The 26292-nt window shown below is 61.7% G+C and carries 24 protein-coding genes; 11 read left to right on the top strand and 13 right to left on the bottom strand.

Going from position 1 to position 26292, the window contains the following annotated elements:
• The first annotated feature begins 121 nt into the window (after positions 1-121).
• Genes V0R37_RS03455 through V0R37_RS03445 form a run of 3 tightly spaced genes read left to right on the top strand, consistent with a single transcriptional unit; the run spans position 122 to position 2239 of the window.
• Entirely contained in the window at positions 122-733 is a 612-nt protein-coding gene (locus V0R37_RS03455) for a LemA family protein (RefSeq protein WP_420373175.1), read from the top strand.
• Between the two features lie 40 nt (positions 734-773).
• Positions 774-1673 (top strand): TPM domain-containing protein, encoded by a 900-nt coding sequence (locus V0R37_RS03450; RefSeq protein WP_420373174.1) that lies wholly within the window; start codon positions 774-776, stop codon positions 1671-1673.
• Positions 1674-1732: 59 nt separating this feature from the next.
• On the top strand, positions 1733-2239 hold the full coding sequence (locus V0R37_RS03445) for a TPM domain-containing protein (RefSeq protein WP_420373173.1): 507 nt from the start codon (positions 1733-1735) through the stop codon (positions 2237-2239).
• On the opposite strand, the gene V0R37_RS03440 is transcribed toward V0R37_RS03445, so the two are convergent.
• The 9 genes from V0R37_RS03440 to argE all read right to left on the bottom strand — a co-directional run bounded on the left by V0R37_RS03440 (position 2236) and on the right by argE (position 12553).
• Positions 2236-3654 carry a GTPase/DUF3482 domain-containing protein gene (locus V0R37_RS03440; protein ID WP_420373172.1) on the bottom strand — a complete coding sequence of 473 codons (1419 nt, stop codon included), beginning with the start codon at positions 3652-3654 and terminating at the stop codon, positions 2236-2238. The genes V0R37_RS03445 and V0R37_RS03440 overlap by 4 nt on opposite strands.
• Entirely contained in the window at positions 3641-5107 is a 1467-nt protein-coding gene (locus V0R37_RS03435) for a DUF2868 domain-containing protein (protein ID WP_420373628.1), read from the bottom strand. The genes V0R37_RS03440 and V0R37_RS03435 overlap by 14 nt, the downstream gene beginning before the upstream one ends.
• Positions 5100-5468 (bottom strand): YkvA family protein, encoded by a 369-nt coding sequence (locus V0R37_RS03430; protein ID WP_420373171.1) that lies wholly within the window; start codon positions 5466-5468, stop codon positions 5100-5102. The genes V0R37_RS03435 and V0R37_RS03430 overlap by 8 nt, the downstream gene beginning before the upstream one ends.
• 168 nt (positions 5469-5636) lie before the next feature.
• The gene (locus V0R37_RS03425) at positions 5637-5885 is read right to left on the bottom strand and encodes a GlsB/YeaQ/YmgE family stress response membrane protein (protein ID WP_420373170.1); all 249 of its coding nucleotides are present in this window, start codon (positions 5883-5885) and stop codon (positions 5637-5639) included.
• A 148-nt stretch (positions 5886-6033) separates the two neighbouring features.
• Positions 6034-7788 (bottom strand): dipeptide ABC transporter ATP-binding protein, encoded by a 1755-nt coding sequence (locus V0R37_RS03420; RefSeq protein ID WP_420373169.1) that lies wholly within the window; start codon positions 7786-7788, stop codon positions 6034-6036.
• Between the two features lie 9 nt (positions 7789-7797).
• On the bottom strand, positions 7798-8715 hold the full coding sequence (locus V0R37_RS03415) for an ABC transporter permease (RefSeq protein WP_420373168.1): 918 nt from the start codon (positions 8713-8715) through the stop codon (positions 7798-7800).
• Between the two features lie 12 nt (positions 8716-8727).
• Positions 8728-9699 (bottom strand): ABC transporter permease, encoded by a 972-nt coding sequence (locus tag V0R37_RS03410; RefSeq protein WP_420373167.1) that lies wholly within the window; start codon positions 9697-9699, stop codon positions 8728-8730.
• Positions 9700-9705: 6 nt separating this feature from the next.
• Entirely contained in the window at positions 9706-11310 is a 1605-nt protein-coding gene (locus V0R37_RS03405; protein ID WP_420373166.1) for an ABC transporter substrate-binding protein, read from the bottom strand.
• Positions 11311-11404: 94 nt separating this feature from the next.
• Entirely contained in the window at positions 11405-12553 is a 1149-nt protein-coding gene (gene argE / locus V0R37_RS03400) for an acetylornithine deacetylase (protein ID WP_420373165.1), read from the bottom strand.
• A 264-nt stretch (positions 12554-12817) separates the two neighbouring features.
• On the opposite strand from argE, the gene cobN reads away from it, so the two are divergent.
• From cobN to V0R37_RS03370, 6 genes are all read left to right on the top strand, one after another.
• Entirely contained in the window at positions 12818-16798 is a 3981-nt protein-coding gene (gene cobN, locus V0R37_RS03395; protein ID WP_420373164.1) for a cobaltochelatase subunit CobN, read from the top strand.
• Positions 16799-16835: 37 nt separating this feature from the next.
• Positions 16836-17369 carry a MotA/TolQ/ExbB proton channel family protein gene (locus V0R37_RS03390; RefSeq protein ID WP_420373163.1) on the top strand — a complete coding sequence of 178 codons (534 nt, stop codon included), beginning with the start codon at positions 16836-16838 and terminating at the stop codon, positions 17367-17369.
• Positions 17366-17689 (top strand): DUF2149 domain-containing protein, encoded by a 324-nt coding sequence (locus V0R37_RS03385; protein ID WP_420373162.1) that lies wholly within the window; start codon positions 17366-17368, stop codon positions 17687-17689. Before V0R37_RS03390 ends, V0R37_RS03385 begins: the two co-directional genes overlap by 4 nt.
• Before the next feature lie 48 nt (positions 17690-17737).
• On the top strand, positions 17738-18307 hold the full coding sequence (gene thpR / locus V0R37_RS03380; RefSeq protein ID WP_420373161.1) for an RNA 2',3'-cyclic phosphodiesterase: 570 nt from the start codon (positions 17738-17740) through the stop codon (positions 18305-18307).
• Between the two features lie 66 nt (positions 18308-18373).
• A complete protein-coding gene (locus V0R37_RS03375; RefSeq protein WP_420373160.1) occupies positions 18374-18862 on the top strand; it encodes a GFA family protein in 489 nt (162 codons plus the stop codon).
• 45 nt (positions 18863-18907) lie between these two features.
• The gene (locus tag V0R37_RS03370; RefSeq protein WP_420373159.1) at positions 18908-19222 is read left to right on the top strand and encodes a MatE family transporter; all 315 of its coding nucleotides are present in this window, start codon (positions 18908-18910) and stop codon (positions 19220-19222) included.
• Between the two features lie 39 nt (positions 19223-19261).
• On the opposite strand, the gene V0R37_RS03365 is transcribed toward V0R37_RS03370, so the two are convergent.
• From V0R37_RS03365 to V0R37_RS03350, 4 genes are all read right to left on the bottom strand, one after another.
• A complete protein-coding gene (locus V0R37_RS03365; protein ID WP_420373158.1) occupies positions 19262-20230 on the bottom strand; it encodes a Bug family tripartite tricarboxylate transporter substrate binding protein in 969 nt (322 codons plus the stop codon).
• Positions 20231-20267: 37 nt separating this feature from the next.
• Positions 20268-21266 (bottom strand): hydroxymethylglutaryl-CoA lyase, encoded by a 999-nt coding sequence (locus V0R37_RS03360; RefSeq protein WP_420373157.1) that lies wholly within the window; start codon positions 21264-21266, stop codon positions 20268-20270.
• Complete coding sequence (locus tag V0R37_RS03355) at positions 21266-22459, bottom strand: CaiB/BaiF CoA transferase family protein (protein WP_420373156.1); 1194 nt, start codon at positions 22457-22459, stop codon at positions 21266-21268. The genes V0R37_RS03360 and V0R37_RS03355 overlap by 1 nt, the downstream gene beginning before the upstream one ends.
• Before the next feature lie 173 nt (positions 22460-22632).
• Positions 22633-23535 carry a LysR family transcriptional regulator gene (locus tag V0R37_RS03350; protein ID WP_420373155.1) on the bottom strand — a complete coding sequence of 301 codons (903 nt, stop codon included), beginning with the start codon at positions 23533-23535 and terminating at the stop codon, positions 22633-22635.
• A 129-nt stretch (positions 23536-23664) separates the two neighbouring features.
• Between V0R37_RS03350 and V0R37_RS03345 the strand changes: the two genes are divergently transcribed.
• Positions 23665-24639, top strand: a complete 975-nt coding sequence (locus V0R37_RS03345) for a LysR family transcriptional regulator (RefSeq protein ID WP_420373154.1) — start codon at positions 23665-23667, stop codon at positions 24637-24639.
• Between the two features lie 221 nt (positions 24640-24860).
• A complete protein-coding gene (locus V0R37_RS03340; protein WP_420373153.1) occupies positions 24861-26264 on the top strand; it encodes an amidase in 1404 nt (467 codons plus the stop codon).
• Positions 26265-26292 lie beyond the last annotated feature (28 nt).

Raw genomic sequence — 26292 nt, 5'->3', positions numbered from 1 at the left:
GCACGCAACTTGCTATTGTAGCGCAGTTGGCCGTCATGTGGGAAAAATGATTTTCAGGCATATTGGCAAGGCGGCGCCAAGCTGTTGTAATTCGCTCATCACTTTTCCTGGACTCGCGCCAATGAAACGATTATTTTTGCTTGTGTTATTGCCCTGCCTGTCGGTGTTGCTGGCCGGCTGCGGCTATAACGACATCCAGCGTCTGGACGAACAGGTCAAGACGGCCTGGTCGCAAACCCTGAACCAGTACGAGCGCCGGGCCGAGCTGGTGCCCAAGCTGGTCAATTCAGTCAATGCCTATATGGTCAACGAGCGCGCGGTCCTGACCCAGGTGACCGAGGCCCGCTCCAAGGTGGGCAGCATACAAATCAGTGCCCAGGACCTGGAAAATCCCGAAGTGATGGCGCGCTTCAATCAGGCCCAGAGCCAGCTGTCCTCCGCCTTGTCGCGCCTGATCGCCGTGTCGGAAAACTATCCGCAACTGAAAAGCGACGGCCTGTTCCGCGACCTGATGACCCAGTTGGAAGGCACTGAAAACCGTATTGCCACCGAGCGCCGGCGCTACGTCCAGGCCGTGCAGGAATACAACCTGATCGTGCGCCAGTTCCCCACGCTGATCACCGCCAAGATCTTCGGTTACCGGACCATCGAGAACTATGGCGTTTCCAGGCAGGATGAAATCACCCGGGATCCCGAGGTCAAGTTCACCTTGCCCGAGCCGGGCAAATCGTAGCGGCGGCTCCGGCCGGCGCCGCCATGCCCAAGGAGGCTGAATGATCGCCATGCTGCGGCGCATGCCGCTTCTGTTGCTGTTGTTGCTTTTTATGGCGCCAGCGCCCGCCGTGACGGCCGCGCAGGCGCCCGTGCCCGAAATCGGCGGCTGGGTCACCGATCAGACCGGTACGCTCGATTCCAATACCCAGACTCATCTGAACACCGTGCTGGCCGATCTGGAAAAGCGCAAGGGGTCTCAGATAGCGGTCCTGGTGGTGCCCAGCACAGGCGAAGACACCATCGAAGACTATGCCCGGCGTGTTTTCGACCAATGGCGCATAGGCCGCGCCAAGGTCGACGACGGCATTCTGCTTGTGGTGGCCAAGGACGACCGCCGCTTACGGATCGAGGTCGGCTATGGGCTGGAAGGCGCCGTTCCCGATCTGCTGGCCGGACGCATCATCCGGGAACAGATCACCCCCCGATTCAAACAGGGCGATTATGCCGGCGGCATCGTGGCGGGCGTCGACAGCCTGGTCGCGCTGGTGGATGGCGAAACGCTGCCCGAGCCGTCAGCCGCTGTAGCCGCGGAGGCGGACGAAGACTCGCCCGTCATTATGCTGCTGCCCCTGGCGATCATGAGTTTTTTCATGCCGGGCGGCTTTGCGGCGTTCGCGGTCGGCCTGTTTGTATTCCTGATGTTCGGCAGCGTATTGATGGGCGTGCTGGGCGCCGCCGTGGCATTCATCCTTAGCCGCATAGGGCGCAAGTTCGGCGCAGGGGGCCGGTCCAGCTCGGCACGGGCCTCGCGCCGGGGCGGAGTCCTTGGAGGCCTGGGCGGTGGTTTCGGCGGCGGCTTCGGGGGTGGGGGCGGCTTTGGCGGCGGCGGTGGAGGTTTTGGTGGCGGCGGCGGAGGTGGCGGCGGCAGCGGTGGCGGCGGCGCCTCGGGTAGCTGGTAGTCCCATGGCAGGGCTCGTACCGGATTTTCATACCGGATTCAATTCATAAGGAAGCAACCGTGCAAAGACGCGCCGGCAAATGGAAGGAAGCGACGGGCTGGGCAAGCCTGGAGGGTCATTGGCTGCGCCGCAAGCACTTTACGCCTGAAGCCCTTGCGCAAATTGCCGAGCGTATCCGGGAAAGCGAGCTGGACCATACCGGCGAGCTTATGGTGGCCATCGAAGCGGTCAGTCCGGCGCATGAGCCCGATAGCCGCCAGCGGGCGCTCGAAGTATTCGGCCGCCTGCGAGTATGGGACACCCCGCTGAATACCGGCGTGCTGCTGTATCTGGCGCTGGATAGGCATCGCATACACATCATTGCCGATCGCGGCATCGCCGCGCCCGATGATCTTTGGGAGCAGGTATGCGAGCGCTTGCGGGACAGCCTGCGGGAAAAGCGGTATGCGCCAGGCTTGCTGGCCGCTATCGACGATATCGAATCCATACTTCGGACGCGCAGCGCTGCTTTGCCTCAAGGCGGCCTGCACGCCAACGATCTGCCGGATGGGGCGGTATTGCTTTAGCGCGCGATGTCGCCTGACCCGAGAGCCAGCTTGCGCGCCAGCGACAGCACGATATCGCTGCGTCGAGGGCTGGCCCGGTATCCCTCGGCCAAGGTGGACCATTCCGGCTGGCTGCGTGCCTCCAGCAATTCGTCGGGCAGTTTTCCGCTGCGCCAACTTTCCTTCGATGGGCTTTGAGGGGATGCCGCATCGATGTCCAGCTCTATCGGTTTTTGCGCGGCATGCCCACGCGCTTCCAGCGCCTCCGTCAGATCTAGCTGGCGCAAGGCAAGCAAGCGCAGCACGGCGTCGTCCACGCTGATTTCCTGATACCCCTTCAGCCTGCCAAGCATGCGCTTGCCCAGCTTGTCGGCGCCCTGCCACAGGCCGCCCGCCGCGGCGCCCAGCAAGGTGGCCGTGCCCAGGCTCAGGCCGGCCGTAAACGCATCCAGGGTTGCTCCTGCCATGGCGCCTGCCGCCATGCCTTTGCCTACCTGTATGCCGACGTCTTTCAGGGCCTGTGGGTGGAACAGGTCCATGCCCCAGCGCTCGCCCTCCAGCGGCAGGGTGTGAGCGGGAAAGTCCTGGCTGCGAAAGTTGTAGCGTTTGAGCAGCGCGGCGACGCAGGCGGCTTCGCGCTTGCGTATCGCGCGGCGCAGCGTCAAGGTGGCGGTTTGCAGCGCGTCATTGTCAGGCAGGCTGCTGACGCGAAGCGCGGCGGCGTCCACCAGCAGCTCGGCAATCAGCCGCAAGGCGTCGGCATGGCGCTCTTCGCGTTGTCGAGCCACATTGTTTTTCAGTGCCAGCAACGATGCGGCATGCTTGTCCAGCAGCAGGGCAAGCTTGTCATAAAGCTGCGCCTCGCCGTCCAGCGCGGGAGCAATGGTGTCGAATTCGACGATGGCATGCAAACCAAGCCGTCCCAGTGTCTCGCGCCAGGATGCCAGGCGCTGGTCCGGGTTGCGGGTGAAGTTCAGCACCGGCAGCAGCGGATGTCCGCAACTGGCCAGTATGGCCAGTTCGTCCTTGTGCTTGCCCAGCACCGGGTCGCGGACGTCGACCACATAAAGTCCCGCATCGCATTCCAGCAGCTTATGCAGAACCCGGGCTTCCTGTTCGAAACGCCGTCTGCTTTCGGGACTTTCAAGGAAGCGGCGTATGCGTTCAGGGCCATCCACGCGCATGCCTGGCGCTGCAAGCTGATCCAGATAGTCGAGCAGGGCGATGCCGTCTTCCATGCCGGGTGTATCGTAAAGCTCGACGGCGGCCGCTCCATCCACCAGCAGGCGCGCCCCTTCGACGTGGCGGGTGGTGCCCGGGCTGTCATCGACCTGGCCGAAGCTGGGGTTGCGGGTCAGCGTGCGCAGCAAGGATGTCTTGCCGGTATTGGTGTGGCCGACCACGGCCAGCCGCAGCGGCTGCTCATGATCCGGCATGCGCATTCCCTGTAGCGTAGTCCCCGGCCGGCATGCCGGCCAACCAGTCCAGCGCGGCGGCCAGGTCCGTATGGATTTGCTCGGGCGTAAAGCCGGCCGCCAGCAGTTTGTCTTGCCAAATCGCAGCGCGTGTCCCAGGGGACGCTGCGGGCGGGACCAGGCCGAGCAGCGCCACATGGCCGTGGCCCGCCAATCCGGCCAGATCGGCCAGAAGGGCGACCACGCCTCGATCCGGCGTCTGCTGGGCATCGCAGGCCATCAGCATTCTTTGCGGCGGCCGTGCCTGAAGCTCGTCCAGTAATTTCTTGCGCTGCGAGCGGCTGTCCACGACACCCAGATCGGCCACGGTGCCGGGCAGGCCCGTGGGAGGCCATGGCCGATCGGGAGGAAGCTCGATGCCCACCAGCAGAGGTTGACCGGTGAGCGGGTAGGCGTACTCCGCCTGACGGATGTGCGCCTGGAAGGGAGGTGTTTGGGGGGAGTCGATGCCGGCATTCTCGCTGGCGGGCGAAAGGCGGTCGCGCAGCTCGGCATAGCCGGGCAGGCCGGGGTCCAGTCTGATGGCGCCAAGCCTTGCCTTCGTGACCAGCAGGCTAAGGATCAGACAGGCCAGGCGGGGCAGCAGCCCGTACACCACAACGCATGCGATCAGCCAGCTTGACCATAGCGCCTGGGCTGATTCGGGCAGTTGCTGCAGTCCGTCGCTGGCGCGTATGACGGCCTCGGACGGCATGGCGAACCCCAATTGCGCCGGCAGCCACCCCAGCGCCGTGGTGATCGCGACAAATGCGTCCGGTGAAAGCAAAGTGGTTTCCCAGTTGAAACTATAGCGGCGCGCCGACAAGACGCCCAGCAGGGTCAGTAGAAGGCTGCCCAGGGCGATGGACCAGAGGGCATGGGTGATTCCCCCGAGCAGCCAGCGCAGGGCGTTGCCGCGGCCCAGCACCTCGATCAGGGCGCGGGGAAGCAGGGCGGCGTCGGGGCCGCGGGCGAGCTTGCGCGTCAGCCACAGCCAGCATTCCCCCAGCCAGGTGCCGCTGGCGGGGGTTCCTGCCGCAAAGCTCAGCAGCCAGAACAGAAAGGACAGGGAGTTAAGGCCAAGAAGGGCCACCAGGGCCAGCAACAGGTTCACCGGCCGGTTGCCATCGCCCAATGCGCCCAGAGCCGCGCCAGCGCCAGCCAACAAGGCGGCCAGGCACAAGCCGGTCAGGGCCAGGCGCGAACCTTGCATCCACTGGTGAACGAGCTGATCCAGTTTTTCGCGCTGCGCCAGATAATGGGCGCGTGCCAGCACGCGCTGCTCGAAATCCGCCCCTTCGGCACGGGCGCGCCTGACTTCCATGGCGTCTTCCAGCGGTCCCCATAGCGCTTCGCGCAGCCGCAGGGTTTCCGCGATCCAATAGGCGCGCAAGGAAGGTGTTCGCGCTTTGTGAAGTGCGCGCGCCTCAGGCATCCGTGTAAGCGCGGGCAGCCGGATCGTCGAACCAGGCACTCAGCTTTTGCCGTGCCTGCGCCTTGACTTCGGGCGTAATGTAGAACGCTACAGTGGCCAGCGCGGCTGTCATGACGCTGAGATCATCGGTGTAGCCGATGAGCGGCGCAAGGTCGGGAATGGCGTCCAGCGGAAAAATGAAATAGCCCAGTGCGCCGTAGATGACGCGCTTGGCCCATTTCGGCGTATGTTCGTTTTGGACGGCATAGTACAGATAGAGCGCTTTTTCCAGTGCGCCCCGGCCGATGGACTGGGCGCGGGGGCCCAGCTTCTTCCAGAAGCGGCTTGCTGAGTAAGCGTTCAGATAGCGGGTGTCGTTCATGATGCCTCCGGCGGCGACTGGCCTATATGCCTTATTGTATCGGTCGCCGCCAATTTACGGTGTCGACGCCCGGCCGGCTTGCCTTGCATTAAAAAGAAAAGGCGCCCGGAAGCTGCCGGGCGCCTTGCGATGGAGCATTGTCCCGGGTAGGGACAAGGGAGGGCTGCTTCAGCTCTTTTTGGCGATCAGGCCATATATGAACAGGACAATAATGGCGCCGATAATCGAGCCTATCCATCCGGCGCCTTCGCCGGGCTGGTAAAGGCCCAGAGCACCGCCCAGATAGCCAGCGACGACCGAACCGATAATACCGAGGATGACGGTCAGGATAATGCCCAGCTTCTGGTCGCCCGGCATAATGGCCCGGGCAAGCAAGCCGACGATAAAGCCAACGATGATCATGCTGATAATACCCATGGCGGTCCTTTTTCTTGAAAGTGGAGAACAGGGTTGGACAGTGAGGCTACTGCCTGCCGCTTATCATAGAGACGGCGGGATTCCGAGTCCAGCGCGGCAGACCGATTTTGGTATCCAGACGTTAAATAATTGTGAAGGGGGCCGCGGGTTACACAGCTTGCGCCGCTGGCGCATCTTCCACTTCCAGGCCTTCGCGCGACAGGAAATCCAGGCCCGGCATCAATGAAAGCAAGTGTTTCGTATAGTCGTGCCGGGGATCGGAAAACAAGGTTTCGGTTTCGGCCACTTCCAGCAGTTCGCCATGGCGCATCACGCCGACACGGTCGCACATCTGCCGGATGACAGGCAGGTCGTGGCTGATGAACAGAATGGTCAAGCCCAGGCTTTCTTGCAGATCTTTCAACAGATTTAGGATCTGCGCCTGTATGGATACGTCCAGCGCCGAGGTGGGCTCGTCGCAGATAAGGAAACGCGGCCGTGTCGCCAGGGCGCGCGCGATACAGATGCGCTGGCGCTGCCCCCCCGAGAACTCATGCGGAAAGCGCGTCAGCGCCTGATCGCCCAGGCCCACGTAATCGAGCAGGCCGCTGACGATCTTGCGGGTCAGCGCTTCGGTGCTGGCCAGCTTATGGAAGCGTATGGGTTCGGCCACGATGTCCAGGATGCGCATCCGGGGGTTCAGCGACGAAAACGGATCCTGGAAAACCATCTGGATCTGGCGCCGGAACGAGTTCAGCATCTTCTTGTCGTCAAGTTGCGTGACGTTGACGTTGTTGAAATGCACGGATCCGTAGCTGGTCTGGTACAGGCCGGCGATCAGCCGGGCAATGGTGGACTTGCCTGAACCGGATTCGCCGACCAGGCCGAATACCTCGCCTTCCTTGATGGAAAAGCTGACATCCTTGACGGCATCGAGAGTGATGCGATTTTTCTTGAAGAATGAATTCCGAAGAATGAAGCGCATGCCAAGCTTGGATACCTGGACCAGCGGCTTGTCCGACTTTCCGCCGAAGTTGCGTTGCTGGCCCATCCAGCGTGTGGCGGTCGCCAGATTGTCTTTCTTGATGCTTTCCTGGACGCCTTCGATATAGGTGACCATGGGGAAGCGCCGCAGCTTGATGTCCGACCGCGGCACGGCCGAGATAAGGCTTTTTGTGTACAGGTGCCGGGGGCTGCCCAGGACCTGGCGTGTCGGCCCTTCTTCCACCAGCTTGCCTCGGTACAGCACGGCTACCCGGTCGGTGGTTTCGGCAATGACTCCCATGTCATGAGTGATGATGATCATGCCGACCTGCTTTTCCTTGCACAGGGCACGCAGCAGATCCAGTATCTGCGCCTGGATCGAGACATCCAGCGCTGTGGTGGGCTCGTCGGCGATGATGACCTCGGGCTCGCAGCACAAGGCCAGGGCAATCACGACGCGCTGGCGCATGCCCCCCGAGAACTGATGAGGGTATTGTTCCAGGCGCAATTCGGGTTGTTCGATTCCCACGCTGTTCAGGAGTTCCACCGCGCGCTTGCGAGCCTGTTGGTGATTGATGCGCAGGTGAACCTGCATGCTTTCCGTCAGTTGATCGCCGACGGTCTGCAAAGGGTCCAGCGAGGTCAGCGGGTCCTGGAAGATCATGCCGATGCGCCGGCCGCGGACCTTGCGGAAGGCGTGCGGCGGCAGCTGATCGATGCGGTCTCCGTTCAGCAGCACCGTCCCACGGGTCATTTTTCCGGGCGGCTCGAGCAGCCCTATGACGGCATTGCCTATGGTGGACTTGCCGGCGCCGGATTCTCCGACCACGCCCAGGATTTCACCCTTTTCGAGCGACAGGCTGACGTCCTGGATGGCCACCACGTTGCCGTGCCGGCTGGAAAATTCGATGTGCAGGTTTTCGATATCCAATAATGCCATGCGTGCGACTCAGCGAAGCTTGGGATTGAGCGCATCGCGCAGCCAATCGCCCAGCAAATTGACCGATAGGGCGAGCAGCACCAGCGCAATGCCCGGGAAGATGGAGATCCACCAGTCGCCCGAGAACAGGTAACTATTTCCGATGCGTATCAGGGTGCCCAGCGACGGCGTGGTCGGCGGGATGCCGACGCCCAGGAATGACAGGGTGGCTTCGGTAATGATGGCCACAGCCAGGTGTATGGTGGCGATGACCAGCACGGGGCCCAACACATTGGGAAGGATGTGACGCCGCAAAATGGTGAATGGCCGCATGCCGATCAGGCGCGCGGCCTGCACATATTCCTTGTTGCGCTCGACCATGGTGGCGCCGCGCACCGTCCGGGCATACTGGACCCAGCCCGAGATGCCGATGGCGAAGATCAGCACATACAGGGAAAGGCTGTCGTGCGAATCGCGCGGCAACAGGCCGCGCGCAATGCCATCGATCAGCAGCGCGATGAGTATGGCGGGAAATGAAAGCTGGACATCGGCGATGCGCATGATGACGCTGTCGATGCGGCCGCCGGCATAGCCGCTGATCAGGCCCAGCGAGACGCCGACCACCAGCGAGAACAGCACGGACGCCAGGCCCACCAGCAAGGAGATGCGCGAGCCATACAGGATGGCGGACAGCATGTCGCGCCCTTGATCGTCGGTGCCCAGAAAAAACCGCGGATCGCCGCTGGAGGACCAGACGGGCGGGATATTGGCGTCCAGTAGATTCAGGGTGGCCAGATCGAAGGGGTTGTGGGGGGAGACCAGGGGCGCGAACAGCGCGCCCAGGCCGATAAGCAGTGCGACGATCGCCGAGATGATCGCCGTGGGCGAATGGCTGAAGCTATAGAAGATATCGCTGTTGTAAGCGCGGGACAAGGCGTTCTGGGTCATTGTTATAAGGCCCTAGCTTTTTTGCACACGCAGGCGCGGGTCGACGGCGAAGTACAGCAGGTCGACAATGAGATTGATGATCACGAAAAAGAAAGCGATCAGCAGCAGGTAGGCCGCCATCACCGGAATATCGACCGCGCCGATGGACTGGATGAACAGCAGGCCCATCCCAGGCCACTGGAAGACCGTTTCGGTGATGATGGAGAACGCAATGATGGAGCCCAGTTGCAGGCCGGTAATGGTAATGACCGGCACCAGCGTATTCTTCAGGGCATGCCGGAAGTTGATCATGCGCTCGGGCAGGCCCCGCGCCCGGGCGAACTTGATGAAATCCGTTTGCAGCACTTCGAGCATTTCGGCGCGCACCAGCCGCATGATCAGCGTCATCTGGAACAGCGCCAGCGTAAAGGCCGGCATGATCAGGGATTGCCAGCCGCTTTTGGTCAGAAAGCCCGTCGACCACCATCCCAATTGCACGACATCGCCCCGGCCGAAACTGGGCAGCCAGCGCAGCATGACGCCGAAAAACAGGATCATGAGTATGCCGATCAGGAAGGTCGGCAGGGATATCCCGATCAGCGACAGGGTCATGAAGCTGCGCGACAGCACTCCGTCGCGCCGCAGCGCGGTGTAGATGCCCATGGGTATGCCCAGGAACAGCGCGATCACGGCCGATGCGAAAGATAATTCCAGCGTGGCCGGCATGCGGCTTTCGATGAGCTCGCTGACCGGCCGGCGCTGGCGGTACGACATGCCGAAATCGCCCTGGGCCGCATTGCCGATGAAGCGGAAGTACTGGACCAGGAAGGGATCGTCCAGGCCCAGCTGCTTGCGTATCTCGGCGCGCTGTTCCAGCGTGGTGTCTTGTCCGACCATGTTGTTGATCGGATCCCCCACGTAGCGGAACATGGCAAAAGCAATGAACCCTACGGCGAGCATCACGAAGATGGACTGGAATACCCGCCGTGCAATGAAGTTCAGCATTTGCGCTTACGGCATGACCACGTTGCGGATGTCCAGCACGTCGTCGGCCCGCTGGGCAACCTTGATGCCCTTGCGCACGCCCCATGACATGGGTTGCTGGTGCAGGGGCAGGTAGCCATAATCGTTGTGAAGCATGGTGAATGCTTCTTTGATCATGGCGTTGCGCTTGGCCTGGTCGGTCTCGACGTCGATCTTGGCGATCAGCGCGTCGATTTCCTTGTTGCAATACCCTCCCAGGTTGAACTGCCCCGCCGCCGTCTTGGAATCGCGGCAGGCCACCAGGTTGGTCAGCGAATTGGCCGCGTCGATGGAGCTGGGCGTCCAGCCCAGCAAGTACATGCTGGTGTTGTTGCCGGCCTGCAGCAGGACCTTGGCGAAGTACTTGGACTTGGTCTGTGCCAGAAGGTCGATCTTGATGCCTATGCGCGCCAGCATGCTGGCCACGGCTTGGCAGACTTTTTCATCGTTGACGTAACGGTCGTTGGGGCAATCGAGCTGGACGGTGAAGCCGTCGGGATAGCCGGCGTCGGCCATCAGCTTCTTGGCTTTTTCGATGTCGGTTTTATACGGCGCGCCGAAGGATTCATCGTAACCGTTGATCTTGTCGGCGATGAGGGTGCCCAGCGGCTTGGCCGCGCCGCGCATGATCTTCTGATTGATGATCTTGGTATCGACGGTAAGGTCCACGGCCTGGCGGACACGCTTGTCCTTGAACGGGTTCTTGCCCTTTATATTGGAAAACAGCAGCTCGTCGCGGTGCTGATCCATGCCTATGAATATGGCGCGGGCTTCGGGTTCGTTCAAGACCTGGACATTGGGCTCGCTTTCAAGGCGCGGCCAGTCTTGCACGGGCACCGGCATGACCAGATCCATCTCGCCCGAGATCAATGCCGCCACCCGGGTGGATTCCTGCGAGATCGGCTGGAAGGTGATGTCGGTCACATTGGTGGGAATATTCTTGTTCCAGTAGCCGTCGAAGCGCTTGAGCGTGGTTTTGACATCGGGTTGGCGGTCCACGATCATGAAGGGTCCGGTGCCGTTTTCGTGCAGGTTGGCGTAATTGCTTTCGCCGCCTTTCACGTTGGTGGCTTCGGTGGTCTTGTTCTTTTCGGCCCAGGATTTGCTCATGATGTACAGGAAAGTCCAGTCGCGAGGCAAAATCGGATTAGGGGTGGGCGTGGTGACCTCGACCGTGTGGTCGTCGATTTTCTTGATATCGGCGGCTTTCGCGCCGTAGCCCTTCATGTCGGAGCCCTGGGTCAGGCTGCGCTTCCAGGAAAAAATGACATCATCGGCGGTGAACGGGCTGCCGTCATGGAACTTCACGCCCTTGCGCAAATGGAAGATCCATTTGGTGGGCTCGGGGTTTTCCCATTTTTCAGCCAGTTGCGGGACCAGTTTAAGGTCCTTGTCATAGGCCGCCAGGGTTTCATAGAACCAGCCCTGGAAGCCCAGGGTAAAGGTCTCGTTCAGCGACATGGGGTCCAGCGACATCATGTCGCCCTGGTAGGCCCAGCGCAGTGTCTTGGCATCGACCGATTGGCTAAGGCCTACGCTAAGCGCCAGCGTGGCGGCAATAGCGGTGTGCTTGATAAGTTTGGATAGCTTCATTCTTTGTCTCCTGCCCTTGATGATTTACTGTTTGGACACGTATGTTGTAGTGGCAAGTTGAAGGCCGCTGCGGCGGCCTTTGGGACCGGACGAATCAGCTTGCCAGTTGATCCGTCAGTTTTTCCAGGAAATGTTCGCAGGCGGTCACTTGCGATACATCGATATATTCGTTCGGCTGGTGCGCCTGGTCAATGGAGCCGGGCCCGCAAAGCACTACGGAAAACCCTCGCTCCTGGAACTGGCCGGCTTCGGCGGCATACGGCACGACGTCGCCATGCGTATGGCCGCAAAGCCCGAACACCAGGTCTTGCGCGACGCCGCCGCGATCTTGCAGCGGTGGCGCGTCGGCCAGGATTTCAGTGCTGATCGATGCGGCGGGAGCAATGGCCCGCATGGCCGGCAGAAGGCTGTCGGCATACGCCTGGAAGCGCTCCAGGTAGCGGCGCCAGTCGTCGCCCGGCAGGCTGCGGATATCCCATGTGAACGTGCATTCGCGCGAAATGATGTTCAAGGCGGTGCCGCCATGTACCACGCCCACGTGCAAGGTGGTGTAGGGCGGCTCGAAACGGCATGCCGGATCGGTGGCCGCCTTGTTCTCGGCCATCATGCCGTCGATGAACGCAATAAGCTTGGCCGCCGTCATGACGGCGCTGACGCCGCGCTGGACCTGGCTGGAATGCGCCTCGTGGCCGATGACGGTGGTGCGCAGGGCGGCTATGCCCTTGTGGGCCACGATGGGCCGCATGCTGGTGGGCTCGCCGACGATGACCGCGCTGGGCTTGGCGATATCGGTAAGCAGCCTGTCTATCATGGACGGCGCGCCGAAACAGCCGATTTCCTCGTCATAGCTGAGCGCGAAATGGATCGGGCGCTTCAGGCCTTTTTTGATCAAGTCCGGCACCATGGCCAGCGCGATGGCGGAAAAGGCTTTCATGTCGCAGGTGCCCCGGCCATACAGCCGGCCGTCCTTCTGCACAACGGTGAATGGGTCGGTGTCCCAGGGTTGGCCATCGACGGGTACCACGTCGGTGTGCCCTGAAAGGACGATGCCGCCTTCCACATCGGGACCCACCGTGGCGAACAGATTGGCTTTGGTTTGTTCTTCGTTGGACACCAGGTGGCTTTCAACGCCATGACCGGCCAGGTAGTCGCGAACGTGGTGGATCAGTTCGAGATTGGAATTGCGCGACACGGTATCGAAACCGATAAGCGTAGTGATCATGTCCAGCGACTGGGGTTTCACAGCACGTATTCTCCAAGACCAGCGATTCAGCGGCAACAGCCGACCGATGTTAGCGAAGTCATGCTTTAAACGTCAATCATTCGGGCCTTGGGGTATGCCCGCACATGCCTTCATGCGAAATGTTCGCCATGCGGGAAAGCCCCTAGCCGAAAGGCGGATTTCGTTTAAAGCAATAAATGCATTTGATAATCATTCGCATTGTTATAAAATGCCATGCTTGGCACATCGGCGGCCGGCACTCTACAAGAATGAGGCGTAGTGAAAATGACATCCGGATCGGCGCGCGGTTGGCTCGCGATATTTATCTTTATGGCGGGCATGCTTGGCATGCTCCCCGCGCATGCCGCATCCGTCCTGTTCATTACGACCGGCAATGTTCCGCCGGGAAAATTCAAGGATCTGCAGAGCATTGCCCGGCCGCATGGGCTGGACATCGAGGTGCGCTACCTGGATGAGCTGCCGGCCGACGTGGATGCGGGCTTGTTCCAGGGACGCGACATTGTATTTGTGGACACGTACCAGCAGGATGCGGTGCGTGCCAAGCTGCTGCGCGCCTTGCCCGGTTTGCGCATTCCGCTGGCCTGGGTTTACGACAAGGCGCCTGGGGGAATCAATATGCCCGATGAGCTGGCGCACCGGCTGGCCGCCTATTATTCCAATGGCGGGCGCGAGAATTTTGCGGGCTTCTTTGCGACGTCAGCCGCCTTCCTTGCGGGCAAGCCCATCACTGGCATTGCGGATCCCGTGGAGTTTCCCGAGGTGGCCGTCTATCATCCCGATGCTCCGGGCATGCTGTTTTCCGATCCGATGGCGTACTTGAAATGGAAAGGAGTGAATCCGTCGGACGGCCATCGCCCACCGATTGTGGGTATTGCATTTCATCAGCAGTATGTATCGGCCATGCAGACCCGCCTGATCGATGATCTTATCGGCCGCGTGGAACGGGCCGGCGCGGTGCCCTTGGCCTACTACAGTCCGACGTCCGACCAGACGGCCAACTTGCGCATGCTTGCTCCGGGCGGCCTGCGCCTGGCGGATGCCTTGATCAATACCCGCATCATGCTCAGCACCGAGGGTCCGCGCAAGGAGTTTCAGCAACTGGGTATACCGGTGGTGCAGGCCACACCCTACCGACGGGGCGACGAAGCCGAATGGCGGGCTGATCCGCAGGGCGTGCAGCTGATGGATGTGCCGTTCTACCTGGCGCAGTCGGAATTCACCGGCATTATCGATGCGCAGATTGCGTCCGCATTCGGCAAGCAGGAAGGGCAGCTGCTGCCCATAGACGAGCAGTTGCAGGCGGTGGTCGACAAGGCTATGCGCCTGGTCGGCCTGCAGCGCAAGCCCAATGCCGACAAGGCCGTCACCATGTTTTTCTGGAATTACCCTCCCGGTGAAAAGAACTTGTCTGCATCCTTTCTTAACGTTCCCGAAAGCATGATGGGCGTCTTGCAAGCGATGAAGGATGCGGGCTACGACACCGCCATACCCAAGGAAGCCGCTTTAGTGGAGCAGTTGCAGCGCTTGCTGGCGCCTTTGTATCGCGATGCGAAACTGCGGGATCTGCTGAACGATGGCCTGGCCGAGCGTCTTTCCGTGGCTGACTACAACAAATGGCTGGACGGACAGCCGGCGCAGGTGCGCCAGGCCATGCTGGACAGATGGGGCGATCCGGCTGATTCGTCCATGACGATACGCGAAGGGGATCAGGCCTGGTTCGTGATACCGCGGCTGCTGCTTGGCAAGGTGGCCATCATGCCGCAGCCGCCGCGCAGCGAAAAATCGGAAGACAAGGAGAAGGCGCTGTACCACTCCACCACGGCCCTGCCCACCCATTTCTATCTGGCGGCCTACTTGTGGGCCCGCGAGCGCCGGCATTCGGACGCTTTCATTCATTTCGGCACGCATGGCTCGCAAGAGTGGATGCCGGGCAAGGAACGCGGTCTGTCGGTACATGACTACCCCATGCTGGCGCTGGGCGACGTTCCGGTGGTGTATCCCTACATCGCCGACAATATCGGCGAAGCCCAGCAGGCCAGGCGCAGAGGACGGGCGGTGATCGTCAGCCATCAGACGCCGCCATTCCAGCCGGCTGGAATGCACGATGCGCTGACCGCCATGCACGATCTGCTGCATCAGTGGCTGGCTCAGGGCGAAGGCGCGGTAAAAGAACAGATAAAGATTGATTTGCTGGACCGGGTAAGCAAAGAACGCATAGCCCTGGATATGGGTTGGACGGGCGAGCGCGCCGCGGCCGAATTCCCGGCCTTCATCGATCTGCTTCACAGCCACTTGCATGAGCTGGCCCATATGGCGCAGCCCCTGGGTCTGCACACCCTGGGCCAGGCGCCGCGAACCGATCATCGCCTGTCAACGGTGCTGCTGATGCTGGGTCAGCCATTCTGGGATGCGGCCTCCCGCCACGCGGGAGTGGCGCAGGACCAACTGGACGAAGCCCTGGCCGTCGATTACGAAAACCTGGATGCCTCGGTCCCCTATGCATTGCTCAAGCGCGTGCTGGCGAACGGACAGGACGCGGGCCCTGTGCCGGACGAGCTGCAAGCCATGCTGGAGCAGGCGCGCGGCTGGTATGCGGACATAGGCGCGGAGCAGGAGCTGCCCGCTGTCCTGGACGCGCTGGCCGGGCGCTATACGCCGACCTCTTACGGTGGCGATCCCATCAAGAACCCGGAGGCTTATCCCACGGGGCGCAATCTGTACGGTTTCGACCCGTCGCGCGTGCCCACGCAGCAAGCCTGGGAGGCGGGCAAAAAGGCCGCCGAGGACCTGCTGTCCGCGCATCGCGGGCAGTCCGGCCAGACGCCCCGCAAGCTGGCCTTTTCGCTGTGGTCGGTCGAGACCATGCGTCACCAGGGCCTGCTGGAGGCTCAGGCGTTATGGCTGATGGGCGTGGAGCCCGTGTGGGACAAGGGCGGCCGCGTGGTTGGAGTGAAACGGGTGGACCGTGAAGCGCTGGGCCGCCCCCGTGTCGATGTGGTGCTGTCCGCCACCGGCCTGTATCGCGATCACTTCCCGAATGTGCTGAAGCAGCTTGCCCGCGCGGCGCAGCTGGCGGCGCAGGCCGGAGAAGCCGATAATCCCGTCGCCGCCAATACGCGGGCCATCGCCGAGCGCCTGCGCCAGCAGGGCGCCGGCGCGGAAGAAGCGGCGCTGGCGAGTCAGACACGCATCTTTTCATCCGCGTCGGGCCAGTACGGCACCGGCCTGGACGATGCCACGCTGGCGACCGACAGCTGGACAGGCAAGGAAGAGGGCGACAAGAAGCTGGCTGAGCTGTATTTGTCCAAGATGCAGTTCGCCTACGGGCCCGACGAGACCAAATGGGGTTCGGCCGGAGCGGCGGGCGGGACGGCGGTGAATCTGTATGCGGAGCAGTTGAAAGGGACGGAAGGAGCCGTGCTGTCACGGACATCCAATACCTATGGCATGCTGACCACCGACGATCCCTTCCAGTACCTGGGCGGCCTGAGCCTGGCCGTGCGCGCCCTGGATGGCAAACCGCCCGAGCTTTATATTTCAAACTTGCGGGGCGGGGGCGCTGGCAAGGTCGAGGGCGCGGCCGGATTCCTGGCCAAGGAGCTGTCGACGCGCCAGTTCCATCCAGGCTACATCAAGGCGCTGATGGATGAAGGCTATTCCGGCACGCTCAGCGTTCTGGACGCCACCAACAATCTGTGGGGCTGGACGGCGGTGGCGCGCGACATCGTGCGCGACGATCAATGGGAAGAAATGGCCGATGTCTATGTGCGCGACAAGTACGAGCTGGGCCTGGAGGAGTGGTTCGAGAAAGAGAATCCCCACGCCCTGGCGCAAACAATCGAGCGAATGCTGGAAGCGGCGCGGCAGGAGTACTGGAATGCCGATCCGGCCACGATCAGCGAACTGAAGTCGCGTTATCAGGATCTGGCCAGGCGCTTTGATGTCCACAGCGACAATCCGAAGTTTCTGGAGTATGCGGCCAGCGGCACGCCGGCGGACCTTGCCGGGCCGCCGCCCGCCCAGCAAGAGGCTGCCGCCGATCCAAGCGCCACGCCGCCCAGCCAGGCTCCCGCCGAGCAACAGCCGACGGCGCAGACCGAGCAGGTGACCGGAATGCGCCTGGATAAAGTCGAGCCCGGCCAGACTCCCGATGACTATTCGCTATACCTGGTGCTGGGCATGCTTCTGCTGGCTTTCGCGGGCGGCGCCATGCGCCAGGCCTGGCCAGCGCGGGCAACGCATTAACGAATCACTAACGAAAAATTGAAAAGGTAATCCAAGCATGAGCCAGTTGCTGGAACAATTGATGTATCAGGTCGGACAAGTATTCCTGATTCCCACTCTGGTGGCGATCTCGGTCCTGTTTTTGTATTCGCTGTATGCGTTGGGGGCGTTCGCCGTGGCGTATCTCCAGCGCAGGGGGCATGTCATCGGGGCGGACTCCCATGCCTTGCGCAGTTTTGAACTGTTGCGTTGGGCGCGGGCCAATCCGGGCGCGTCGGATGACGATCTGGACGTTGCGGCGCATCGCCTGCTGGAAGTGCCCCGCGTGACGACACGGGTTACACCCATGCTGGGCCTGGTGGCCACCATGATACCCATGGGCCCGGCCTTGAAGGGACTGTCCGACGGCAATCTGGCTTCGGTCTCCGATAACCTGGCGGTTGCTTTCTCAGCCGTCATTCTGGCCTTGATCGCCGCCGCAATCACTTACTGGATCGTGTCCATCAAGCGCCGCTGGCTGGCCGAGGAGCTGGTCTGGCTGCAGGCGGTTCAGCCGGCATCCGAGAAGGGCCTGGACAGGAAAGCGGCATGAAGTTCCTGGATGAAACCGAGTCCGACGATCCCATCCTTTCGGTAGTCAATCTGATCGATATCTTCCTGGTGATTATTGCGGCCCTGCTGATTACGATTGCGCAGAATCCCCTGCTGGATCCCTTTACCAAAAAAGACGTTACGATAATCACGGATCCCGGCAAGGAAAGCATGGAGATGATCGTCAAGACAGGCGAGAAGATCGAGCGCTTCAAGGCCAGCGGCCAGACGGGCCAGGGAGAAGGATCCAAGGCCGGCGTGGCCTATCGCATGAAAGACGGCACAGTGGTGTATGTCCCCGAGCCGGGGGCGGCCGAATAATCCGGCGTCGGTCCGCGTTTGTTCCGGCGCCCAAGGCAAGGAGCCAGCATGGAACAATCCTGGGCCGCGGCTGCGGTTGGGCAAGCGCCGCAGCGCATTTTTTTCGGCCTGTGGCCCTCGGCCGAGACGGCGGCGCAAATAATGGAATGGGCACATGAAGCGCACGCCCTGTTCGGCGGCCGTATCATGCGCCCGGAAACCTTGCATTTGACGCTGGCGTTTCTGGGCGGCACGCCCGCCGCGCGGGTCTCGGAATTGATCCAGGCCGTCCCGGACTGGCAGGTGCGCGTGGAAACAATGGTCCTGCGCCGCCTTGGCCGTTTCGCAGGGCCGCGCATTGTGTGGGCCGGCCCCAGCCAGGACGATGCGCAGAGCCTGGATTGGCTGGACACCTTGCACGATGACTTGTGGATCCGCCTGGAGGAAATGGGTTGGGCACGTCCCGATATGATCTTCCGGCCGCATATTTCCCTATTGCGCAAGGCGGGGTCTGGCGATGTGCAAGGCTTGCGGCGACCCCCCATCATCTGGACGCCCGAGCGTTGCGTGCTGGTGGCTTCCACCCCCGGCGAGGGGGGCTCTTGCTACCGCGAGCTGGCGCGCCTGCCGATAAGCTAGCGGCGCTCGAACGGGCCCTGGGCATCATTATTGCTGGGCGAAATGAATTGCTCAGGAGGCCCAGTCATGCAGCTCACAGGATCTTGCCATTGCGGCGCCGTCCGGTTCACCGTGGACAGCGTCAATCCCTATCCTTATCAGCGATGCTATTGCTCCATCTGCCGCAAAACGCAGGGTGGAGGCGGCTATGCCGTCAATCTATCGGCCGATGCGAAATCCATGAAGGTAAGCGGCGCGGATCAGATAACGGTGTATCACGCCCTGTTGCCGGGAGCGGGGGGCAGCCGGCATGCCAGCACGGCGGAACGTCATTTTTGCCGCCGCTGCGGCAGCGCATTGTGGCTCTTCAGTCCGGAGTGGCCGGAGCTGATCCATCCATTTGCCTCGGCCATCGACAGCAATCTTCCCGTTCCCCCCGAGCATACCCACCTGTTCCTCGATTCCAAGGCATCGTGGGTTGAACTGGAGGCGAAGCCCGGCGACAAGATGTTCGCAAGCTATCCGGAGGAATCGATAGCCGAGTGGCATGAACGCTTGAGCCTCGGAGCGGATTGAGTGCCGGCTGTCCGGCACGCGCATTCACAGCACAAGGAGAGAAACATGGCATCGCGCAAAGAAAATCTGGACCCCATACCGCGGGAAAGAGACCGGGAGTTCGAAGAGGAAGCCAGCCTGCTGAAAACCGGCCCGACCGAACCGGCCCTGGGGCCAAGCGACTCATCGGATTCAGGTAACGACCTGCCGGCGAGCATGCCGGATACCGACAGCGACCGGCAAAACACGGGCGAACGGCCCCAGGTGGAAAATACGGAGGAAGGGCCGTTGGAAGAGGATGTGGAGCCCGACAAGATCGTCCCCGCGGAGCGGGCGGGGTTGGCGACGTCGCCGCCCAACCCGGAGCGCAACGGAGGCTAGCCGAATCGCAGCCCCCGTTTCTGGTTTGCCTGGGCGGGCCTACTCGATCTTGATGCCAGCCTCGTCGACCACTTTTTGAATTGAAATGGTGTCTTCGCGAATCTGCTTGGCAAAGTCGGCCGGAGATCCGCCGCCCGCTTCAGCGCCTTTGGCCGCCAGGACCTTAAGCACTTCGGGTAGCTGCAAGATTTCGTTGATGTTTTTGTTCAGTAAAGCGGTCGCTTCCTTGGGCATGTTTGCCGGTCCCACGACGCCGAACCACTGTCCCATGGTGACCCCCGGATACCCGGACTCCTTCATTGTGGGTACGTCGGGCAGCAAGGGAATGCGTTTCGGGCTGACGACGGCGATGCCCACCAGCTTGCCGGCCTTGATATTGGGCACCATCAGCGGCGGCGAATCGACGTTCATGTCGACTTCGCCCGAGAGCAGGTCGTTCAGCGCCTGGGCGCTGCCCTTGTAGGGGACATGCAGCAGGTCGACGCCCGCGGCCTTGCCGAATTGCGCGGCGGCCAGATGCTGCGAACTGCCCACGCCGGACGATGCATGGCGTAAGCTTTGTTTCTTGGCCAGGGCCATGAATTCGTCCATGTTTTTCACGCCCAGCTTGGGCGTGACCGTCAGGATAAGCGGCGTGCTGGCAACCATGGCCACCGGCGTGAAGTCCTTGTTCACATCGTAGGGCAGGTCTTTGTATAGGGCGGGCGCGGTGGCGTTCGAGTTGGAGTGCGCCAGCAGCAAGGTATAACCGTCGGGGGCCGACTTGGCGACCATGTTCGCGGCAATCGTACCCGCGGCGCCTGGTTTGTTTTCCACCACAAAGGTCTGGCCCAATCGTTGTTCAAGGTGCCTGGAAATCAGGCGGGCCACCACGTCGGTGAAGCCGCCGGGGCTGAAGCCCACGATCATGGTGACGGGCTTTTCCGGGTAGGCGGCCGCCTGGGCGGTGGCGCCAACCGTTGCCATCAGGGCGATGGCAAGCGTGCTGGCAATACGATTCTTAAGCATGTCTTCTCCTTATGTTTTTGAACTACGGACAACAAAACTATATGTCGCTGCGAGCCAGCGCGCGCTCGCGCGTCTGGTCCAGATCGGGTGGGGGCGGGAATCGGCGGTCCCACTTGCCCGCCTTCATGACTTGGCCGGGCACGTCGTGCCCCACCATTTCCGCCATCTGGCGCGCGCAGGCGATGAGCCGATCCAGATCCGTTCCGGTGCGCAAGCCCATGCTGTGCAGCATGTGCACCAGATCTTCGGTGCAGATGTTGCCGGTCGCTCCGGGGGCATAGGGGCAGCCTCCCAGGCCGGCCAGCGAGCTGTCGTAGCGGTCTATGCCGGTGGCCAGGCCCGCCAGGACGTTGGCCAGCCCCATGCCGCGTGTATTGTGGAAGTGCAGGGTAAGTTCCAGTTTGCTCCAGCGCTCGGTCAGTCCGCGGCATAGCGACTCGACCTGTGCGGGGTTGGCCATGCCGGTGGTGTCGCAGATGGTTATGCCCTGCGCTCCGCGTTCCGCGAAGAAATCGCCCAGGCGCAGGACTTCCTCGGCCGGGACATTGCCTTCCATGGGGCAGCCGAAAGCGGTGGAAATGGATATGTTGACGTCTACCTGATCGGACATTTCGTCGATGATCTGCGCCAGCACCGCCGCCGACTGCCGGCGCGTCATGCGGGTGTTGGCAAGATTGTGGGTTTCGCTGGCCGACATGACCAGGTTGATTTCATCGACGCCGCAGTCCAGCGCGCGTTCCGCCCCGCGCATATTGGGCGCCAGGCAAACATACTTGACCCCCGCCGTGCGCTCGATGCCTTTCATGACCAGCTCGGCGTCGCGCAGTGCGGGAATGGCTTTGGGGGACGTAAAGGACGTGGCCTCGATCTTGGAGACCCCGCTGCGGCTGAGCGCATTTAGCAAGGCGATTTTCTCTTCCGTGGGAACGAAGGCCGGCTCGATCTGCAAACCGTCCCGCATGGAGACGTCGTGGATATGGATGCGGCGCGGGGCGTTGTCCAGCATCGACCCGTTCGGAGCGGTGGCGAGGGTCATCAGATGACCTCCAGTTGCTTGAGTTGCGCGATCTGATCGTCGCTGAAGCCGGATTCGCGCAGCACCTGCTCGGTATGCTGGCCAAGCTGCGGGCCGCCCCCTTCGAAGCTGCCGGGCGTGGCGCTTAATTTGGGGACGACGCCCGGCACCTTCAGGGCGGAGCCGTCGTCCAGCGTCACTTCCTTGATCATGTCGCGGGCCAGGTATTGTTCGTCTTCAACGATGTCCTTGATGGTGAATATCCTGCCGGCGGGCACACCCGCTTTCGCCAGGTCGTCCAGAGCCTCGTCGATGCTGCGCTGGACGCTCCACTGTGCGATGGCCTCGTCGATGCGCGCCATATTGGCAACCCGTCCCGGGTTTCGGGCCAGGGCGGGCTCCTGAGCAAGGTCATCGCGTCCAATCAAGCCCATGAGCCGGGGGAAGATGCTGTCGCCGTTGCCGGCAATCAGGAAATAGCTGCCGTCCTTGCTGGGATAGGCGTTGGTGGGCGCGATGCCCTGCAAAGCGCTGCCGGCAGGCTCGCGCGTCACACCCAGCCTATCGTATTCCGGCACCGCGCCTTCCATCATATTGAAAACCGATTCATACAGCGCCACGTCGATGACCTGGCCCTTGCCGGAGTTGGCCACGCGGTTGTACAGCGCCATCATGATGCCGATGACCCCATGCAACGCCGACAAGGAGTCGCCGATGCTGATGCCGGGGCGGACGGGGGCCTTGCCCGGTTCGCCCGTGATATGGCGAAAGCCTCCCATGGCTTCGGCGACCACTCCGTAGCCGGTGCGGTCGCGCAAGGGACCGGTCTGGCCGTAGCCCGAGATGCGCAGCATGACAAGGCCGGGATTCTCGCGGGAAAGCGATTCGTAGTCCAGACCCCATTTTTCCATGGTGCCGGGGCGGAAATTCTCGATGACGACATCGGCTTCCAGAATCAGTTTTCGGACGATCTCCTGTCCCTCTTTTTTGCGCAGGTCGATTGCAACGGACTTCTTGTTGCGGGCCTGCACATGCCACCACATCGACGTCTTGCCCTCGTCGGTGCGCCATGAACGCAAGGGGTCGCCCTGGCGGGGCGGTTCTATCTTGATGACATCGGCGCCGAAGTCGCCCAAGGTCTTTCCCGCAAAAGGGCCGGCAATGAGGCTCCCCATTTCGATGACGCGTATGCCATCCAGAGGTCGTTGATTCATACTGTGTATTTCCGCAAGCTATAGGGGTGCTGATCAAGAGAGCGTTCAATCATAAGAAGCGCCGGCTCTCCTGTGAAGCGATACTTCATCAAGCCAGCCATCTCTGATGGCGATGTCTTACGGCGGCCTCCGCTGGGGGACAGGCTTTTCGGGGCCGGCCTGGAGGGGCCTGCTTAGGGTTTTCCGCGATGGCTGGCTCCGGCCAAGTGCTCGCGCAGCAGGCGGGCCAGCAAGGGAAGGGAGTCAACCGGCTTGCTGATCAGTGTCAGGCGGCGGCGGGCCCAGGGCTCGGCCAGGGGGCGCGCCACCAGCCCTTCGGTGTCCAGAAACGGATCCACGCTGCCTTTTGGCAATATCCCGATGCCGAGATTTTGCGCGACCATACGGCGCAGGCCATCGAAACTGGTGGCCTGTATGCGCAAGCGCAGCGGCATTTCCGATTCTTTGGCGGAAGCGACCAGCGTTTCGCACAATGAAGACCCGCGCGGCAGCGCCACATGATCGTATTCCAGGGTTTCTGAAAAGCGCACGCTGTCTTTGCGTGCCAATGGATGGCCCGGCGGCATGATGAGCATGAGTTCATCCGTCCGATAAAGGCAGGTATCCAACCCGTCCAGCGGCCGCTGGGGCACAAGAATGCCCAGATCCGCCTCGCCGCCCGCCACCAGCTTGTGTACGGTTTCACTGGTCTGCTCTTCCAGATCGATCTTGACGGTGGGATGAATCTTCAGGAAGTCGGACAGATCCTGAGGCAAGAACTGTACGATGGTCGACGTATTGGCCACCAGCCTGACCTGGCCTTTGACGCCGTTGGAATAATTGCTCATGGCGCTATCCATGGCCGCCAGATCCGCCAGTACCCGGCCGGCATGCTGCAGCAACTCCATCCCCGCCTGCGTCAGCTTCACGCCGCGCCGGTGGCGATAAAAGAGGTCGGCGCCTATCGATTTTTCCAGCTCTGATATCCGCTTGCTGATGGCGGACGCCACGGTGTGCTCTTTCTCGGCCGCCTTGGCAATGGATCCTTCCTGCGAGACGGTGACAAAGGCCTTGAGTGTCTGGATGTCGTATTTCATGGGCGAGGCAAAAAATGGATTGAATCCGGTTTACAGCGCTACCGAAAGGGGCGATGCCCGCATGCCAGGAAATCTCTTTCAACAAGACAAGATTTTCTGTTAGATTGGCTCGTTTAGTATAGACGTGCGTTGGACAACCAAGGACCGAATCTTCGGGAGCCAGCACGCAATCGGTGTTGGAGCCCCGTTTTGGACATAAAGGAACTCAAGAGTTTTTGCATGGTGGTAAAGCTTGGCAGCTTTTCGAAGGCTTCCAAAGCCCTGGTCCTGGGGCAACCCGCCGTCTCCAAGCACATCCAGCGGCTCGAGGCCGAAATTGGTCGGCCCTTGCTGGAGCGCGGATCGCGGCCTCTGAAACTCACGGCGGCCGGCAGCAATCTGTACCGGATGGCCGAACCGTTTGTGGAAGGCCTTGCCGCCCTGGACCATCGTTCGCCACTGGCCATGCCCACGCCGGTTACCGTTGCCGTGCCCCACGGCTTCATAGGGCAGGTGTTGCCCGAGGCGGTCAAAGACCTGCGCAGCGCCATTCCCACCGCCAGGATCCGTGTCCTGTCCGGCACGAAAGAAGAGGTCTTCGAGCTGGTGCAGACCGGCGGCGCCGACTTTGCCGTGGCCCCCGATCCGGGTGCGTCACGGCACTTCGACTTCACGCCGCTGTATCCGTCCGAACGCATTCTCATCACGCCGCGCGATCATCCCCTTGTCTCGCGGCCCCCGGAGTCCTTGAAGGAAGTCGCCGCCTATCCGCTCATCCTTCCGCGATTCCAGACGCAGACCCGCGCCTTGCTCGAAAGCGAATTTCGCCGGCTCCATATCTCCTACGACATTGCCGTCGAACTGGACAGTATCGAACTGCTCGAGCGTTACGTGGAACTGGGACTGGGATTGGGGGTGGGGCTGCGAGGCTCGGCGGGTATGGGGTCCTGGGTCCGGATGGGCATCGTCAGCCTTGCCGCCTTCCTGCCTTCCGAAATGATCGGCGTGGTTCGCAGCCGGGCGCTGCCGCTTTCCCAGCCCGCCACCATGTTGATTGCACGGCTCCAGGACCTGGGCCGTGCCGCGCCGGCCTCCACCGCGCCGATGCGGGGACGCCGCCTATAAGCTCGACGCTCGTCGACGCTTTATACCCTTGAACGCTATGTGCCGCCCCGTGGGCGGGGCTGGCCTGCGCGTGAGGGAAATCCAACTCGCGCTTCCTGGCCGGGCATCCGCGGGTTGTGGGCTGTCGCGTTGCCGACGGTTTTAAATTGGAATATTAATTGACATTTAATTCCTATTTGGAATAGTATGAATTCAGTCCGCCACTTTCGTAGAGTCTTGCCATGGGTGACCCCGCCGATCTTTCGCTCGCTTGCGCAGCGGCGTTGCTGCGTACACAAGAACTGTCCCCAGTCGAGTATGTCGCCTCCTGCCTGAGGCGCATCCACCGATACGATCCTGGCTTGAATGCCTTTATCAGTACCGACGATGATGGCGCGTTGCGTGCCGCGCGCGAGGCCGAAAGCGAGATTGCAAAGGGGAATTGGCGTGGTCCCCTGCACGGCGTGCCTGTGGCATTGAAGGATATTTTCGATGTGGCCGGACAGCGTACTTCCGCACACTCCAGGCTGCGCATGGATCACATCGCAAGCGCCGATGCATGCATTGTGAAGAAGTTGCGCGATGCGGGGGCGATCCTCATAGGAAAGACCGCTCTGCACGAATTTGCGACGGGTGGGCCGTCCTTCGATTTGCCGTGGCCGCCCGCGCGCAATCCATGGAAGCGCAGCCACCACCCTGGCGGATCATCCAGCGGTTCCGGTGTATCGGTTGCCGCCGGCTTTGTGCCGGTGGCCATCGGGACGGACACCGGCGGATCGGTACGAAATCCCGCCACGGCCTGCGGCATAGCCGGAATGAAGCCCACCTATGGCGCCATAAGCCGGGCCGGCGCATTTCCCTTGGCCTTTTCGCTGGACCATGTCGGCGTCCTGTCCCGGAACGTGCAAGATAACGCCCTGGTGCTGCAAGCCCTGTTGGGCCGCGACCTCGCCGATCCTTCCAGCGTCGATCATCCCGCGCCGCAATTGCGCGCATCGCTGGGCGATGGCGTCAAAGGATTGCGGATCGGCATCATCGATGAATTTTGCATAAAAGCCAATGGAGAAATCCTGGCTGCCTTTAGACAAGCTTGCCGGATTCTGGAACAGCTGGGGGCGGAACTGGTTCCCTTGCGCCTTCCCCCGCTGGACGATTATGTGGACTGCGGCCGCCTGATTCTTCAGGCCGAGGCATTTGCCATCCATGAGCCTTGGCTACGCACGCGTATCGGCGATTACAGCAAGCGCGGCCGGACGCGCTTGCTGCCAGGCGCATTCCTGAGCGCCGGCGACTATATCCACGCCCAGCAATTGCGCACCGTACTTGTCCGGGAGTACACGGCCGCCATGGCGAACGTCGACGGGGCCGTATGCGTATCCAGCCTGGAATTGCCCTGCCCGATCGATGACGAAGCCGAGGTGGACAGGACCTACGATAAACAAGCCCGAACACCGTTCAACCTTACGGGAACGCCCGCTATCTCGGTGCCGATGGGGTTCTCGGAAAACGGCTTGCCCATGGGCCTGCAGGTATTGGGCAAGAGTTTCGGCGAAGCAATGGTTTATCGCATCGCACAAGCGTATGAAGCCGCTACCGACTGGCATCTGCGCCGTCCCGATCTGGACGCCTCGCCACGGGCCGAATGAGCCGAGCGGATACATACCCAGCAGATTC

The sequence above is a fragment of the Pollutimonas rozaliensis genome, assembly GCF_048751585.1.
Classification (GTDB): Bacteria; Pseudomonadota; Gammaproteobacteria; order Burkholderiales; family Burkholderiaceae_B.
The sequence above is the reverse complement of the archived record's forward strand: the minus strand, read 5'-3'. Positions and strand labels throughout refer to the sequence as shown.

Bases quoted from the DNA above. Each gene is read 5' to 3' on its own strand.
- V0R37_RS03365 (WP_420373158.1), bottom strand. From the start codon at position 20,230: ATGCTTAAGAATCGTATTGCCAGCACGCTTGCCATCGCCCTGATGGCA.
- V0R37_RS03340 (WP_420373153.1), top strand. From the start codon at position 24,861: ATGGGTGACCCCGCCGATCTTTCGCTCGCTTGCGCAGCGGCGTTGCTG.
- V0R37_RS03450 (WP_420373174.1), top strand. From the start codon at position 774: ATGATCGCCATGCTGCGGCGCATGCCGCTTCTGTTGCTGTTGTTGCTT.
- V0R37_RS03435 (WP_420373628.1), bottom strand. From the start codon at position 5,107: ATGCCTGAGGCGCGCGCACTTCACAAAGCGCGAACACCTTCCTTGCGC.
- V0R37_RS03425 (WP_420373170.1), bottom strand. From the start codon at position 5,885: ATGGGTATTATCAGCATGATCATCGTTGGCTTTATCGTCGGCTTGCTT.
- V0R37_RS03405 (WP_420373166.1), bottom strand. From the start codon at position 11,310: ATGAAGCTATCCAAACTTATCAAGCACACCGCTATTGCCGCCACGCTG.
- V0R37_RS03440 (WP_420373172.1), bottom strand. From the start codon at position 3,654: ATGCCGGATCATGAGCAGCCGCTGCGGCTGGCCGTGGTCGGCCACACC.
- V0R37_RS03390 (WP_420373163.1), top strand. From the start codon at position 16,836: ATGAGCCAGTTGCTGGAACAATTGATGTATCAGGTCGGACAAGTATTC.
- cobN (WP_420373164.1), top strand. From the start codon at position 12,818: ATGACATCCGGATCGGCGCGCGGTTGGCTCGCGATATTTATCTTTATG.
- V0R37_RS03350 (WP_420373155.1), bottom strand. From the start codon at position 23,535: ATGAAATACGACATCCAGACACTCAAGGCCTTTGTCACCGTCTCGCAG.
- V0R37_RS03410 (WP_420373167.1), bottom strand. From the start codon at position 9,699: ATGCTGAACTTCATTGCACGGCGGGTATTCCAGTCCATCTTCGTGATG.
- V0R37_RS03415 (WP_420373168.1), bottom strand. From the start codon at position 8,715: ATGACCCAGAACGCCTTGTCCCGCGCTTACAACAGCGATATCTTCTAT.
- V0R37_RS03455 (WP_420373175.1), top strand. From the start codon at position 122: ATGAAACGATTATTTTTGCTTGTGTTATTGCCCTGCCTGTCGGTGTTG.
- V0R37_RS03355 (WP_420373156.1), bottom strand. From the start codon at position 22,459: ATGAATCAACGACCTCTGGATGGCATACGCGTCATCGAAATGGGGAGC.
- V0R37_RS03370 (WP_420373159.1), top strand. From the start codon at position 18,908: ATGGCATCGCGCAAAGAAAATCTGGACCCCATACCGCGGGAAAGAGAC.
- V0R37_RS03385 (WP_420373162.1), top strand. From the start codon at position 17,366: ATGAAGTTCCTGGATGAAACCGAGTCCGACGATCCCATCCTTTCGGTA.
- V0R37_RS03430 (WP_420373171.1), bottom strand. From the start codon at position 5,468: ATGAACGACACCCGCTATCTGAACGCTTACTCAGCAAGCCGCTTCTGG.
- V0R37_RS03420 (WP_420373169.1), bottom strand. From the start codon at position 7,788: ATGGCATTATTGGATATCGAAAACCTGCACATCGAATTTTCCAGCCGG.
- V0R37_RS03360 (WP_420373157.1), bottom strand. From the start codon at position 21,266: ATGACCCTCGCCACCGCTCCGAACGGGTCGATGCTGGACAACGCCCCG.
- thpR (WP_420373161.1), top strand. From the start codon at position 17,738: ATGGAACAATCCTGGGCCGCGGCTGCGGTTGGGCAAGCGCCGCAGCGC.
- V0R37_RS03375 (WP_420373160.1), top strand. From the start codon at position 18,374: ATGCAGCTCACAGGATCTTGCCATTGCGGCGCCGTCCGGTTCACCGTG.